Origin of the sequence: Stieleria varia (genome assembly GCF_038443385.1) — a bacterium.
GTDB lineage: Bacteria > Planctomycetota > Planctomycetia > Pirellulales > Pirellulaceae > Stieleria > Stieleria varia.
This window is the reverse complement of the sequence record NZ_CP151726.1, coordinates 2,677,796-2,692,120: the sequence shown is the minus strand read 5'-3', so window position 1 is coordinate 2,692,120 and position 14,325 is coordinate 2,677,796. Positions and strand designations below refer to the sequence as shown.

At 56.1% G+C, this 14,325-nt stretch carries 11 protein-coding genes; 6 read left to right on the top strand and 5 right to left on the bottom strand.

The genetic code is table 11. The annotated features are described in order from the left end of the window. The first annotated feature begins 550 nt into the window (after positions 1-550). Entirely contained in the window at positions 551-1,648 is a 1,098-nt protein-coding gene (locus tag Pla52nx_RS09180) for a hypothetical protein (protein ID WP_231742117.1), read from the top strand. A 255-nt stretch (positions 1,649-1,903) separates the two neighbouring features. Here the strand turns inward: Pla52nx_RS09180 and mdoH are convergent, their stop codons facing one another. Continuing rightward, positions 1,904-3,976 (bottom strand): glucans biosynthesis glucosyltransferase MdoH, encoded by a 2,073-nt coding sequence (gene mdoH / locus Pla52nx_RS09175; RefSeq protein ID WP_146521189.1) that lies wholly within the window; start codon positions 3,974-3,976, stop codon positions 1,904-1,906. Then, a complete protein-coding gene (locus Pla52nx_RS09170) occupies positions 3,973-4,365 on the bottom strand; it encodes a hypothetical protein (RefSeq protein WP_146521190.1) in 393 nt (130 codons plus the stop codon). Before Pla52nx_RS09170 ends, mdoH begins: the two co-directional genes overlap by 4 nt. 740 nt (positions 4,366-5,105) lie before the next feature. Between Pla52nx_RS09170 and Pla52nx_RS09165 the strand changes: the two genes are divergently transcribed. Further along, the gene (locus tag Pla52nx_RS09165) at positions 5,106-6,734 is read left to right on the top strand and encodes a glucan biosynthesis protein (protein ID WP_231742118.1); all 1,629 of its coding nucleotides are present in this window, start codon (positions 5,106-5,108) and stop codon (positions 6,732-6,734) included. A gap of 139 nt (positions 6,735-6,873) precedes the next feature. Here the strand turns inward: Pla52nx_RS09165 and Pla52nx_RS09160 are convergent, their stop codons facing one another. Then, the gene (locus Pla52nx_RS09160; RefSeq protein ID WP_146521191.1) at positions 6,874-8,139 is read right to left on the bottom strand and encodes a PQQ-binding-like beta-propeller repeat protein; all 1,266 of its coding nucleotides are present in this window, start codon (positions 8,137-8,139) and stop codon (positions 6,874-6,876) included. A 211-nt stretch (positions 8,140-8,350) separates the two neighbouring features. Here Pla52nx_RS09160 and Pla52nx_RS09155 point away from each other — a divergent pair, with 211 nt between their 5' ends. Beyond that, a complete protein-coding gene (locus Pla52nx_RS09155) occupies positions 8,351-10,282 on the top strand; it encodes an autotransporter outer membrane beta-barrel domain-containing protein (protein ID WP_197454754.1) in 1,932 nt (643 codons plus the stop codon). Positions 10,283-10,601: 319 nt separating this feature from the next. Here Pla52nx_RS09155 and Pla52nx_RS09150 read toward each other — a convergent pair whose 3' ends face one another. Together Pla52nx_RS09150 and Pla52nx_RS32905 are read right to left on the bottom strand one after the other, a co-directional pair. Beyond that, entirely contained in the window at positions 10,602-10,799 is a 198-nt protein-coding gene (locus Pla52nx_RS09150) for a hypothetical protein (RefSeq protein ID WP_146521193.1), read from the bottom strand. A gap of 108 nt (positions 10,800-10,907) precedes the next feature. Beyond that, positions 10,908-11,114: a DUF1289 domain-containing protein gene (locus tag Pla52nx_RS32905; protein ID WP_146521194.1), complete on the bottom strand. Its 207-nt coding sequence runs from the start codon at positions 11,112-11,114 to the stop codon at positions 10,908-10,910. Between the two features lie 377 nt (positions 11,115-11,491). Here Pla52nx_RS32905 and Pla52nx_RS09145 point away from each other — a divergent pair, with 377 nt between their 5' ends. The 3 genes from Pla52nx_RS09145 (at position 11,492) to Pla52nx_RS09135 (ending at position 14,322) form a co-directional block, all read left to right on the top strand. Further along, the gene (locus Pla52nx_RS09145) at positions 11,492-12,148 is read left to right on the top strand and encodes a toprim domain-containing protein (protein ID WP_146521195.1); all 657 of its coding nucleotides are present in this window, start codon (positions 11,492-11,494) and stop codon (positions 12,146-12,148) included. 238 nt (positions 12,149-12,386) lie between these two features. Next, positions 12,387-13,451 (top strand): AAA family ATPase, encoded by a 1,065-nt coding sequence (locus Pla52nx_RS09140; RefSeq protein WP_146521196.1) that lies wholly within the window; start codon positions 12,387-12,389, stop codon positions 13,449-13,451. Next, positions 13,441-14,322, top strand: a complete 882-nt coding sequence (locus tag Pla52nx_RS09135; protein ID WP_146521309.1) for a DUF58 domain-containing protein — start codon at positions 13,441-13,443, stop codon at positions 14,320-14,322. The genes Pla52nx_RS09140 and Pla52nx_RS09135 overlap by 11 nt, the downstream gene beginning before the upstream one ends. The last annotated feature ends 3 nt before the right edge of the window (positions 14,323-14,325 follow it).

The window sequence follows — 14,325 nt, the reverse complement described above, 5'->3', positions numbered from 1 at the left end:
GCTACCAGTAATCTTCTACCAGTAATCTTCTACCAGTAATCTTCTACCAGTAATCTTCTACCAGTAATCTTCTACCAGTAATCTTCTACCAAATCGCACTTCGCCAACTGAGTTCTTCGAAAAGGGGAAGGGGGGGGGCTAGCTTCTTCCGCTGATCTGAATGTTCGCGAGGCTTGTCTCCCCCAAATACCGAACCAAATCCTGCCTTGCCGGTATCTGCTGGCCAGCCGCCTTCATCCAGCCTGCTTGCAGTTCTGCTGATTGGTGTTCGATTAGTGCCAATTAGTGTTCCCAAAAACAAACCACACTCAAACCAGTGAGATACAGGTCGGCTTGCTGATCAATAGCGACGCATCGCAAACGTGAAAACGGATCGTGCTTCAAGAGAAGCAAGACCACTAATCTTCACTGATCGAACACTAATCGGAGCACTTCTTCGAAAAGGGGAACGGGGTTTCTGACGCGATTAAATTGGATCCCGCGAGAGGATCTTTTAGGGACACAGCACTTTATTGAGGGTTGACGGTGCCATTTGAGATGATAGAACGAAATGCCTCATCTGATACTCATCGCTTTGGGGGCTCACACCATGGCACGACTCGCTCGCGCGGAGGTCTTCGATCCCAACGAAGTCGCCTTCGCACACGTGATCGCTCGCACCGTCAGACGGTGCTTTTTGTTCGGAGACGATCCCGCCTCGGGGAAAAACTTCGACCATCGCAAGATCTGGATCGAACAATACCTCCAGCATTTTGCTGCATGCTTTGGGATCGACCTGATCTGCTTTGCGATTCTTTCGAATCATTACCATCTCATCCTCAGATCGCGCCCGGACGTGGTTGAAAATTGGGATGACACGGAAGTCGCCCGGCGATGGTTGATGCTTTGCCCCCATCGCAAAGATGCCGACGGTAATCCTTGTGAACCTTCCAAGCCTGAGCTCGACGCCATTCGCAACTGCCCAGTCAAACTGGCTGATATCCGCTCCCGATTGAGCAATATCTCGTGGTGGATGCGTTTGCTGAACCAACGGGTCGCTCAACGGGCCAATGCCGAAGAAGAGGAAATGGGCCGGTTTTTCCAGGATCGATACAAAGCCGTTCGACTGATCGATGAATCTGCGGTGCTGGCCTGTGCGGCTTACGTGGACCTCAATCCGATCCGCGCCGCGATGGCCGAGACGATCGAGCAAAGCGATCATACATCGGCTCAACGTCGCATCGAAACACACACGCAACTACCTGCCGAAAGCCACAGCGACGGACTGCGGCATGACGATTCGTTTCTCTCACCTGTGGAGAACGACGAAGCGGACGGCGAGACCGGTCCGGTGCCAAGTCAATCCAGCAAACGCTGCAGCGACAAGGGATTCCTATGGTTCTCGCTGGAGCGATACCTTGAACTGCTGGACTGGACGGCTCGTGAGATCGCAGAAGGCAAGCGTGGCCAGACACCGGAACATCTCGCCCCCATCCTTCAGCGACTCGGTTTGGAGTCTTCTGTCTGGTGTGAGTTGGTAGCGGACTTTGGCAAACTCTTCAAAACGGTCGCCGGCAATCCTTGTGCGGTGGACGAGCATCGCAGTTGCCAAACCCAACGTCGCTTCCGTCTGCCCCGCCGCATTCGCGATCTGATCCCAACGGGCTAAGCTAAAACAGGAAGCTTCCCACGATCAGCCCCCTTTCTGAGTCGCTCTCTACAGCGACGCCGCTAGCGTTCTGGGCATCAGTTGCCTCAACCGTTCAAAACCACTGGCGAAAGCGTCCCAGCACGTCGATCAAGGCCAGCCAAGTTGGACTCTTCGCTGCCTCAAACGCCGAGTTATCCAAAGTGGAGCGTTCAACCACCCCAGCAAAGTGCTCTGTCCCCATAATCTCCTGACCTACGGGATTAGCTCATATCGCTAGTCCAGAGTGACGCGGTCTCGTTGGGTGTTGTCTTGACGGCGGTCGATCAATGCCAATTGGGCTTCTCGATGCAATCGGGTGAGCGTCGCGCTGTCGGACAAGATTGCTTTGCGTGCACTGACAGGAATCGCAGCGATACCTTTGGCGGCGGCGGTTGCTTCGATCGCTTTGGATTCATGCTGCGGCATCGCGTTGTCGGATGAGGTTGATCGCAAGATCGCCGTGTGCAATGCGAATACTCGTGGGTTCAAAATGGTTTCGGTGAACCAGTTCGCGGTCTCGCAAACTCGATGGTCCGATGGTTTTTCTTGGAGGGCCAGTTTGTGGTAAACGCACACGGGTGGAGGATTTGTTTCCGACGGCACCAACAATAGTCCATGCCGGTGCAGCCACAATCCGATCCGTTGACTTCCCATCGCAACCACGATTGGAATCGACAGAATGACACCGGCGATCAATGGTGAAAACCAGAGGAATAACTCGGGAGCGGTCGAGTAGATCACCAACGAGGCCAGAATGCCGCCGAGTGTCAGCGCCGACATTTGCATGACGGCCTCCCGCCATGAAACACCGCGTTCATCTCGCTGCTGCGAGTTCCACTTGACGTTGGTCCCACGTAGCACGGCGAGAACGAACCTCGTGTGATAGATAGCCATGATCGGGGACAGCAAGACCGACATCACCGTTTCAAACAGTGCACTGGCAGCAAGTCGAAAATAGCCGCCGTGTTGGTTGACGTGTTCGCGGCTGAAGAAAATCAGGAGAACACTCCAGAGCTTTGGAAGTAGCAGCAAAGCCATCGACACGGAGAAGATGATGAGTGCACCCAAGGCGGCGTCCGACGGAACAGTCTGCTTATGTGTCCAGGCATCCAACGCCATGGCGGCAATGCACATCAACGTGAACAGAATCCATAACGGCGACGCGAGATAGGACATCAGTCCACAACTGAAGTGCATCCTGCTGAGCGGACGAAAATCTTCTGCGACCAAGAGTTTGGAGTGCTGCAGATTGCCTTGACACCAGCGTTGGTCACGCTGAGCATAGTCCGCAATCGTGGTCGGGCATTCTTCGAAGCTGCCGGCGAGGTCGGTCGCGACTTGAACTTTCCATCCCGCACGCAGCATCAAAGCGGCCTCCACAAAGTCGTGACTCAGGATTTCGCCCCCCAGCGGCGCGCTGCCTGGCAGCACCGGCAGATCGCAATGGCGACGAAAGGCCTCGACTCGAATGATCGCGTTGTGGCCCCAGTAGTTTCCTTCATTGCCAGCCCAGACAGCGAACCCTTGAACAAAGATGGGGCCGTAGACACTGGCGGCGAATTGCTGCATTCGGGCAAAGAGAGAGTTTCTGCCGATCGGGACTGGGGGAACTTGTAAGATACCAAGCTTTGTATCTGCGCGCATTCTCTGAACCATGGCGTTCATGGTCGACGCTGACACCAAACTATCGGCGTCCAACACGATCATGAATTCGTGATGCGCTCCCCAGCGTTCGACAAAGTCAGCGATGTTTCCCGCTTTGCGAGACTTGTTGTGCGGCCGGTGTCGGTAGAACAAACAGTCGCCGGCATCCAACGTTTCCACCAAATCCGCCCACGCCATTTCCTCCGCAATCCATGTTTCGTGATCGGTGGTGTCGCTGAGCACATAAAAGGCAAACGCATCCCCGATTCCGCGTGCACGTAGCTCTTGGATCATCGCTTTGATGCCCGCAAAAACTCGAGTCGGTGACTCGTTGTAGACAGGCATCAAAACGGCGGTACGCTGGACGGTTTGATCAGGATGATCGCCCAGGTATTCTGAATCATTCGTTTGTCGCCAAGCTCTCCAATTCTGTCGAGCCAACGATAGAAAACCGACCGTTGCCAAGCAAAACGAAAACGCGATCCATGCAAACAGGATGGCGAACAGGGGCGCACTGAGCACTTCGAACAGATTCCAATCGCCGTTGCCTAAGGCGATGGCGACAAAGCTACCCGTCGCGGCAGCAGTCAACAGCAGAGTCGCCAAGGCGACCACTCTGCGAATCACCTTTGTCCGAAGGTCGCTAACAACGGTAGCGCTCATCGTGCACCGTTTGCATCGGATGCCTGTGATCCTGCCAACTGAAGGGTCAGGCGACCCCGACGCAGTTTGGAGGTGCCGATCAAGCGATATTGTTTTGCCGGCTCCATCGCTCGGTAGACTTCCGTGGGCGTTGAAACAAAGACACCCTTCACCGCGATTCCTTGCGTCGCCACCTCATCGATCGCCATCGTTAACGCAGAACGCAACAGCTCACTGTTTCGAGCGACCGGCGGTCCCGCAAGCAGTTTGGAAACGATCTTGCGTGCCGTTTCCATCGCTGAGTCGACGGTGGTACCGCATCTGACCAAGTAATCGACGACATGAGATTTTGCGATTTGCTCTGTGAGGTCACTCACCATCGCGTCGTTTCTTGTTTGGACCATTGACATGGATTTGAATCCTGAACGGAAGAGTTGAAGAGTCGCAGTTGTTTCTGACAAGGACACTCACCAGAACAATTCTTGTGCCAATCCTATGCTTTCAATAACCAAAAGAAAGACGTTACGATCGAGCCAATGAACAGTTCATGATCAAGGGGATAGCCGACGACATTGCGAAGCGTTTTGCGGACCTCTTCACGCTGATCGTAAAGCGTCGTCGCGTTGCGAAATGATTTCGCGATTCGATTCCTTGGAGTTTCACGGGAGTTTCATGTCCAACATGAGTCACCCCCTGCTTCAATTGAGAGCACCTTGGTCAAGTTGGCGACGATGGTTCATCCAAAGTCACGGAATTACGCGACTGCGGCTGTCGAATAAGCCGCCGGTGGCGACGAAAGCGATGGGTTCGTCGATGCCTACAGTCGATGCCGGTAACCGGGCAACTGGATGAATCGGGGCCTGCGTGATCGCAATTGGTACAGGCATCTGCTTGTTGATGGCGTTGAAGCTCGTCCATCACGGAGATTGCTTGAAATCCATGTCACGTCCGCCAGCCACTAAGCGTTGCCGCTGGCGGGATTCACGCCGCAGCGGATCTTTCCAGCCTCCATTGGTGGTTGAACGTTTTTCGAGCATTGATCCATTTCAGAATGCCGGTACACAAGGTGCTCTATGCTGCAGCCAAGTTTCAGTGCGTGGACGTTGCCATGCGTAGAATGAAACCGATCTCGTCCAGGAACCGTTCGCCCATGCATCGCTCCATTGCGTATCTCCTCCCAACCGTATGTTTGAACACGTTGGTCCATGTCGTCATGATCCATGTTGGACTGCTCAGCGATCCTGTTGCTGCGGAATCGCCGGCTGAGAATGCGCTCTCAAGACAGACCTGGCGTGAAATCGACTCGTTTGAGCGACTCGATTTGTTGACGCAGTCGCTTGCAACGCTGCCGTTTGTCCCTCGACGTCCCTTGCCCGAGCCATTGGCGAAGTTGGACTATGAGCAGTATCGTGAGATCTCTTTTCGTCCCGAACAAGGCGTCTGGTGGAAAAGTGGATCGCCGTTTTGCTTGGAAACATTTCACCGAGGATTTGTTCAAAAGGATCGCGTCGACTTGTTCACAATCGACGATGACGGCGTACACGAGGTCCTCTTTTCGCCCAAGCACTTTGTCTACGGAATCCCGATCGAAGATTCGGCGGAGTTGCTCGACTCAGGGCACGCGGGGGTAAAAGTGGTCGGCAGGATTCCTGGTCTAGGCGACCCGCAGGAGTTCTTAACTTTCCTCGGATCAAGTTACTTTCGCGCTCGCAGTTGCGACACGGTATACGGCGCATCGGCGCGGGGGTTGGCGGTGAATGTCGGCTTACCCTGCGACGAGGAGTTTCCGTTCTTTCGCGCTTTCTGGGTTCGGGCGGTCGAGCCCGATTGCGACACGTTGACGGTACTGGCGTTGATGGATAGCCCGTCGATGTGTGGTGCGTATGAGTTCGTCCTCCAACCCGGTGGGGTAGAAACAACGGTTGCGGTGAAGTCTCGGTTGCACTTTCGCAGCATCCCCGAAAAAATCGGATTGGCACCGTTGACCAGCATGTGGATGTGGGGCGATGGTCTGGATGGTCCGTCGTTGGACAAGCGACCAGGCGTGCATGACTCCGACGGGCTGCTGATTCGCAGCGACGAAGACGACTGGACTTGGAGAGCGTTTGCTCGACAAAGTTATCCTTCCGTTTCGACGGTTCCCACTGAGAAACTGTTGGGGTTCGGTGTTCTGCAACGCAATCGCGCGTTTTTTCATTACGACGATCACAACGCACAGTATCACAAGCGTCCCAGTATCTGGATCGAACCAAACCGTGACGGATCCAGTGACGGGGTTTGGGAAAACGGACGCGTTGAGTTACTGGAGTTGCCCGGCGCTCACGAGGGAATCGACAACATCGCCGCCTATTGGGTTCCCCAACAAACTCCCAAAGTAGGTGATCCGCTAGACTTGAACTACGTAGTCAAGTTTTTCCCTGGTGATTGCGCGGATCAAAGCAAGATCGCGAGGGTGACGCATTTGGATGTCGATCGAAAAAAAGATCGGATCGGCGTCACCGCTCGTTTTTCCGGAGAAACGATTCGGGATTTATCTTTTCACTCGATGACAATCGACGTGTCTTTGATCCGCGGTGAGTTGGTTTCAAAATCGATCGAGCGAACCGATACCGGGGACTGGCTGGCGTCGATCGAGTTTCGTCCCACCGAAGAAGCACCGGTTGAGGTGAGCATGCGATTGATGTCCGGCCCGGATTGCGTGACAGAGCGTCTGCAGTACCTGTGTCCCAACGAACAGCCTGAGTTCATGTACCCACAGGTGTATACTCGCAAGGAGTAGATGTTTCGCGTTTCGGGGGACGTGCGGTAAACAATAGTAGGATGGGCACTCTTGCCCGTCCGCGATCTCTCGGGCAAGAGTGCCCAAGCCACATAGGTTATTTTCCGCACGTCCTGAGAGACGCAACTACGTGTTCTGTTTACTGGACGCAGTACAACGCCGTGTCGCTGCGTAGATAAATCTTTCCGTTGACGATCGCCGGGGTGGCGTTGAATTGCGACTCGTCCAAGGGCTCGTTGAGTGCGACTTGTTTCATTTCCGGTGTGGCAGTGAACACCAACGTCCCACTACGTCGCGTGACGACGTACAAGTGCTCGCCGGCAAGAACCGGTGAAGCGTACACGGGGCGACCGCCGTCACGCAGTCCCGACAACCGATTTCGCGTGACGACCTCTCCGGTCTTGGCGTCCATCACAAAGGCTTGCCCGCGATCGCTGACCCAGTACAAATGTCCGTCGTGGTATAGCGGCGTGGCGACATAGCTGCTGTCGCGGCTTTCCCACAAGCGATGCGACTGCGTGATGTCCTTGCGTCCGCCGCGTCGGATGGCGATGGACTGCTGCTGGGGGTATCCGCCGAAGGTGTAAAACGCGTCGTCGCCGACGACCACACTGGGGCTGACATTTCCGCCGGTGCCTGTTTCGTAGTACCAACGCAACTTGCCTGTCTGCGTGTTGATCCCCCATGCTTCGCCGGGCATCGCGATCACGGCTTCGCTCACGTCCTCGGCGCCGTTGACGATCACGGGTGTGGCAAAACAAAGCTCCAGCAAATCGGACTCCGCCTTCCATACTGTGCTGCCATCGAGCTTGTTGAGTCCCAAGATCGCTCGGGCTTCCTCCGCCGCGTTGACGATCAAGATGTCGTCCGCCAGCACGACGCTGGAACCTGAACCCCAGCGACGGTTGCTGGACATCGTGCCCACGTTACGTTGCCAAAGCTTTTCCCCGTCGAGCGTCAAAGCGATCACGCCGGCTTTGCCAAAGAAGGCGTACACGTTTGTGCCATCGGAGACCGGTGAGCCGCTGGCGTAGCCGTGTTCGGTCAAGAATCCGTTGTAGTCGTCTTCGACGTTGGGGGCAGAAACACTGTGTGCCCAAAGCTGCTGACCTGTCTTTGCGTCCACGCATACCACTTGTCGTGATGCGTTTTCGCCGGTCGCACCGGAATAGCACGTCACGATCACGCGATCACCGACGACGATTGGTGAAGACGAACCGGCTCCTGGCAACGGGCATTTCCACACAACATTGTCGCTGGCATTCCACTTGATCGGTGCTTCACCCTGGGCGATGCCTTGACCGCCGGTCCCGCGAAACCGCAGCCAATCTTCGGCTGCGACGGGGGAATGGATTTCCAGGAAACAAGCCAGAGCCAAGAGAATGATCGACGGAAAACATCGCATGGAAGGATTTCTCTGTGCGTACATGGGTGCGAAAAAAGGAAGCGATTGGGCGTGGCGAGCTGATCAATCGCTTGGACGTTGTGAATCTGTAACGTTCATACCGAATACGCGCCTCGTCGTGGGTGGGGCGGTGTGTGTGGTCGCGATTATAGGGGGGACGGCACGCCAGTGCGCCGATGTAATGATCGTCACCACTCCTACAGGGCCTAACATGCATACGACACGTCCTCGTAACAATCCACTGCGAAAACGCCGCGGCTTGCTTGCTTTCCTCGGATTGGCGTTTGTCGCCTCCGCGGTATCGGCGGCGGACATCACGGTCACGACCAATGCAGACTCGGGGGCGGGTTCGTTACGGGAAGCGCTGTCGACGGCGGCATCCGGCGACCGAATCGTGTTTGACATCGCAGGACCCTCGTCGACGATCACGCTGTTGAGCGATTTGCCGACCTTGACCGGCGACATCTCGTTTTTCAATTCCAACGTCGCCGCCGTGATCATTGATCGAGACGGCGTCGCGGCACCGCTGACCTTCAATGGGGGAACCGTTGACCCGAGCGGTTTGAACATCGTGACCACCGGAGCACCGTCGCCCGATGCGGACATCATCGCCAGTGCCGGCACGACGATTTTTGGCGAGGGGCAGGTCGATGCGAACATGGACATCGCAGGGATCTTGGCTCCCGGGGCAAGCGCCGCTGCTGGGACCGTAGGGACAATGAATGTCACCGGGGATTTGGATCTGTCTGGTGGCGAATTGCAGTCGGACATCTCCGCAACCAGCAGCATGCCGACCCGCGATTTGGTCGACGTCGACGGCACGGTGGATGTGACCGGCGCGACGCTGACACCGAATTTTGTTGGCGATCAATTTGAGGTCACGCAACAGTTTGTTCTGGTGGAGTCGACCAATCCGATCGTCGGCACGTTTGCCAATGCAGCGGACGTGTATCAACTGCCCAACAATCCGTTCTTGGAGGCCGCTACCGATGCAACAATGCCGGCGACACAATTCGGACTGATGATCCGGGACAACGGATTGAGCTTTGCCGGTTTCGTTGACGGATGCAATCAGACCGCAGCGGCGATTGCGTTGGATGATCTAAGAACGGTTGTCGGTCCCGACGTTGTCATCGCGGATCTGCGCAACGGTTCGGCTGCGCAAGTAACGCTGGCGGTCGATCAGCTTTCGGGATCGATCTATGCTTCGTTGCTCAGCGCCGAGATCAATCACATCCAAACCAACCTGGAATCGGTGCGTGACCGGGTGTTGCTGCAAGCAGACGGACAAGCTGGCGAGCCGATGTTGATGCCATGGGTCCGAGGTTACGGCTTGGTCGCCCATGTCGATCGCGACGATTGTCAGACGCTGGGATATCGACATGAGGTCGGTGGTTTGGAATTGGGCTGTGGAGTCAGCAGTGGTGGAGGATTTTCTGCCCACACGTTTGCCCACCTGTCGGGCGGCAACTTGGACGCACGTGGCGTCGATCAAACGGCGGACATCGAGTCCTATCGAATGGGCGGCTCGGTAGAATACATCGGACAGAACCTCTATGCGTTGGCGGCCGGTGGGGCGGGCATGCAGAATTATGACGTCCGTCGTTCCTTGGACGCTTTTACCGGGTCTACGTTCGCTGAAAGCTCGTTTGATGGTTCCACGCAGTTTGGCTATTTCGAAACCGGAACCGTGATGGTGGGCAAAGGTGTCGCATGGAATCCCTACTTGGGGCTTCACGGCACACGTGTGGAAATCGACCCCTATGCGGAAACGGGCGATATGAACTTTGCTCTCTCCGGCGGCGGAGGCGCAGGCGACTCGTTGCGTAGCGTGCTAGGGTTGGGCATCAGTCAGGATGGTGCGACGGCGTTAGGACCGGCAAGCACTCGGATTCGACTGGGGTGGCTGCACGAGTATCTCGACGAATCGGAAACCATGTTCAGCCAAATCGCTTCCGATCCAGGAACGGTCGGCCCTTTGGTGGATCGCGGCGTCACGGCGGGGACCGACTGGGCGATTGTCCGAGTGCAAGCCGACCTGGGGTTCTTGCTGGGCGGACAATTGACGACCGCATACCAAGGCCAATTCAACAGCAACTCGGCCGTGAATTCGTTCCTGGCCGGTGTGCGTTGGGTTTATTGAGGGCGGGGTTGATGGGGAGGATGTCAGCCTGGAAGGGCCAGGGCTTTTTAACATCTACGTAGCCATCCTGCTCGGAACGTGAAATGTATTGCTGACGTCTTTGTTTACCCATCTGTATGGGTACTGATTCGTGAGTGCGAATTGATCCCGCGAGGGATCGCAGAAGGTAGCCACGGGTCGCCGAAGGCGCACCCGTGGTATGCGACAACCATGTTGAATCGACCCCGAAGGGTGTCGCAGACTTCTCGGAATCATGGCTGCGACACCCTGCGGGGTCGGTTCGCGTCAGGCCGACTCAACCGGCGATGATCGCTGCGCTCTATCGCCGGCTACCGTCTGAGACCGCTTCACGGTCATAGGCAGCAACAATTCTTTTCATGTCGAACAGTTGATTGGAGAGTTGGAGTTGCCGGTAGTAGCTTCGTTTGACACCCAACGGCCGACGACGTTTTCTGGATGGCAACCCGCTTGATCGCACCGCATCACGGCGGAGCGTGATGTCTACGTAGCGATCCATGACATGTCTGCAACTCCTTTGCAACGGGTAAACGCCAGTGTGCTTCATGGTTTAACGCTCAGTACAAAGACGCTAAAAGCCCAGGCCTTGAAAGGCTGACGTGCGGGGTCAAGTGTCTCGTTGATCGAGAGTGGTTTGTGGCTCCTGTTTGATGCCGTTCAAACGCTGTCGAGCAGCATGGACGATCTCGCGTTGCTCTTTGGAGCTGCAAACGGACCACGCTCCGATTTCTCCGCGGGTGCGCCCGCAACCTTGGCAAACGCCGACGGTGTTCAACGTGCAAACGCCGGTACAAGGTGATTCGATGAGTGGCACGGTTGGATCTTGGTTGGGTGGGAGAGACGGAGAATCGATTCTGTCTGAAAACAACAGGTTTCCGTCACACGACTCATCGTCGCTCGGCTTTCCAAGTCGATAGCGTCAACGCTCAGAGTCATCACTGAACGTCATCGACATGGGTGACGTGAAAAGCACTACCGACGGATTCCGCTGCGGACGCGTATGGCGTTGGCGAGTGAAACGGTTCCGCCCGCCATCGACTTGGAAAGTCGAGCGACAATAATCAGCGTCATCGACTTGAAAAGTCGAGCGACAATGAGAAACGGTAGTGTGGTGACCTGATTTGTCAAACGGGATGGTTTAATCTTTGTGCATCGCATTTGATTTCGCCACTCGCCCCACCACTCGGCCTTATGACCTTCATTGTTCGACCGACGAAACTCGTGGACTGTGAACTGCACGGCGGCGACAGCGGTGCGGAGTTGTTTCTGGTGGAGGGTGACTCGGCGTCCAAGACCGTGGCGCGGGTTCGTGACAGCCGCTTTCAAGCCGTCCTGCCGATGCAGGGAAAGCCGATGAATGCGGCCAAGGCGAGCGTGAAATCGATCGAAAAGAACCAGCTTTTTACCAAGCTGGTCGAAGCGTTGGGGACAGGCTGGGGCGACGCGTTTGATTTGACCGCGATGCGTTATCAACGCGTGATCTTGTTGTTCGACCCGGACGCCGACGGGATTCATTGCGGTGCGTTGATGCTGATTTTCTTTGACCGGATGCTGCGTCCCCTGATCGATGCCAACCGTTTGGCGGTGGTTCAGCCACCGCTGTTTGAGATTTCGGCGCGTGGGTACAGTGACACGCTGCACGCTTACACGGACGAGCACTACCACAAACTTCGCGACGCGTTGGATGCCAAGGGGATTGCGTACTCCAAACGCCGCTACCGGGGGTTGGCCAGCATGAACGATGAGACGCTGCACGAAACGTGCCTGGATCCGGATTCACGCTCGATTCACTTGTTGCAACGTCAGGACGCAGCTGCCGCCTTGGCTGCATTTGGTGGCAAACGGTAGGCCCATCAGAGGACATGTCTGGCCCCGCGGTTACAATCCGCTGGACGCTCTTTTGGGGTACAAAAACCGCTGCGGAAACCATTTTCAGGGCCGATTCGTACCGGATGGCTGCCTTGCGGCAGGGTTGACCACGCCAAAAACGTGCCGCCGTGGTATCCTGGGGACTTCCGTGGCGCCCCTCAGCGGGCAAATCATCATGTGTTTTGAATCGACCTGTTGCCAAAATTTAGGATATTGAATGTCCGCAGACGACGCGGCCGACACTCAGGGAATCAGCCCGGCCGACGCCGGACGATTGAACGAGGCCAAAGAAAAGATCGCCCAGGAGCTGGGGAAAATCATTGTCGGACAGCAAGATGTGATCGAGGAGATCCTGATCGGGCTCTTTAGCCAGGGTCACGTTTTGCTCGAAGGCGTGCCGGGGCTCGCCAAGACGCTGATGATCAGCACGCTGGCCAAAACGCTCGACCTTTCGTTCAGCCGGATCCAGTTCACGCCGGACTTGATGCCCGCCGACGTCACCGGCACCGAGATCATGGAAGAAGACCGAGCCACGGGGCATCGGGACTTTCGTTTCATGCAGGGTCCACTATTCGCCAACATCGTTTTGGCAGACGAAATCAATCGAACGCCGCCCAAAACGCAGGCTTCGTTGCTGGAAGGCATGCAGGAGCGTCAGGTCACGGTCGGACGCACACGTCACCCGTTGCCTGCGCCGTTTTTCGTCTTGGCAACCCAGAACCCGATCGAACAAGAAGGCACGTATCCGCTGCCCGAAGCGCAGCAGGACCGTTTCATGTTCAAGGTCTATGTCGAGTACCCGTCGTTCGACGACGAATTCGAAGTGGCGCGACGGACCACGGGCGTCAAAGTCGCTGAAGTGCAGCCGGTGCTGACCGCGGAAGAAATCATGCGGTTGCAGGATTTGGTGCGCCAAGTCCCCGTCAGTGATCACGTCGTCCGTTATGCGTTGTCGTTGGTCCGTCAGACACGTGTTGGCAGTGAGGGCGTGCCGGACTTTGTCGACGAGTTGGTGGGCTGGGGAGCCGGTCCACGTGCGGTCCAGTTCTTGATCTTGGGCGGCAAAGCACGCGCGCTCTTGGAGGGACGTTTTCATGTTTCGGTAGAAGACATCCAGAAATTGGCCAAACCAGTGTTGCGTCACCGCATGGTCGTGAACTTCGCCGCCGAAAGCGACGGCGTGACGAGCGACGAAGTGATCGATCGCATCGTTGCATCGACTCCGACCACCGAAGATGAGCTATCACGCGATGCCCGGTTCCAAAAAATATTTGCGTCCTGATGTCACCGATCGCATCCGTCGGCTGGAGCTGACGGCGCGACGTGTGGTCGAAGGGTTTTTGACCGGTATGCACCGAAGTCCTTACTTCGGGCAATCGATCGAGTTCCTGCAACACCGTCAGTATGCGCGTGGAGATGAGATCCGTCACATCGACTGGAAAGTCTACGCGCGTCAGGATCGGTTGCACATCAAACAGTATGAGGAAGAAACCAATCTGCGTTTGACGTTGATCGTCGATCGGAGCGCCAGCATGGCCTACGGCGACGGTGAGTCGAACAAGTTTGACTATTCGGCTTCCTTGGCTGCTTCGCTGGCATATCTCGCATTGCGTCAAAAGGATGCTTGCGGTTTGATCACGTTTGACACCAAAGTCCGTGGAAACGTACCGGCCAAAAGCAATCAGCATCAGCTCAATCGAATCCTGGCGCAGCTCGATGCGGTGGGAGCCGATGGACGGACGGATCTGGTGCGTGTGTGCAAGGAAGTCGCTCAGTCGTTGCCGCGGCGCGGGTTGGTGGTGCTGGTGTCTGATCTATTGGGAGTCGACTCGTTGGTGGAAGGCCTGCGGCTGTTACGCTCACGAGGGCACGACGTCTCGCTGTTTCATGTGCTGCACGATCACGAGTTGGATTTTCCGTTTGACGGAGCGACGCGATTCGAAGGTCTGGAGAGCGACGATTTCCTGAACTGCAATCCTCGTGCACTGCGTGAGGGATACGTCCAAGCGTTAGAAGAATTCTTGCAGCAGACTCGCAAGGTCTGTGGTCGGTTGTCCATCGACTATTGGCAAGTTCGCACCAGTCAATCACTCGACGCGGTATTGGCGTCGTTCCTTTCCTCTCGCCAAAAATTACCCAAGCTCAAGCATTAGGCT

Coding starts and splice junctions, on each gene's coding strand:
- Pla52nx_RS09180 (WP_231742117.1), top strand. CDS start 551: ATGCCTCATCTGATACTCATCGCTTTGGGGGCTCACACCATGGCACGA.
- mdoH (WP_146521189.1), bottom strand. CDS start 3,976: ATGAGCGCTACCGTTGTTAGCGACCTTCGGACAAAGGTGATTCGCAGA.
- Pla52nx_RS09170 (WP_146521190.1), bottom strand. CDS start 4,365: ATGTCAATGGTCCAAACAAGAAACGACGCGATGGTGAGTGACCTCACA.
- Pla52nx_RS09165 (WP_231742118.1), top strand. CDS start 5,106: ATGCATCGCTCCATTGCGTATCTCCTCCCAACCGTATGTTTGAACACG.
- Pla52nx_RS09160 (WP_146521191.1), bottom strand. CDS start 8,139: ATGCGATGTTTTCCGTCGATCATTCTCTTGGCTCTGGCTTGTTTCCTG.
- Pla52nx_RS09155 (WP_197454754.1), top strand. CDS start 8,351: ATGCATACGACACGTCCTCGTAACAATCCACTGCGAAAACGCCGCGGC.
- Pla52nx_RS09150 (WP_146521193.1), bottom strand. CDS start 10,799: ATGGATCGCTACGTAGACATCACGCTCCGCCGTGATGCGGTGCGATCA.
- Pla52nx_RS09145 (WP_146521195.1), top strand. CDS start 11,492: ATGACCTTCATTGTTCGACCGACGAAACTCGTGGACTGTGAACTGCAC.
- Pla52nx_RS09140 (WP_146521196.1), top strand. CDS start 12,387: ATGTCCGCAGACGACGCGGCCGACACTCAGGGAATCAGCCCGGCCGAC.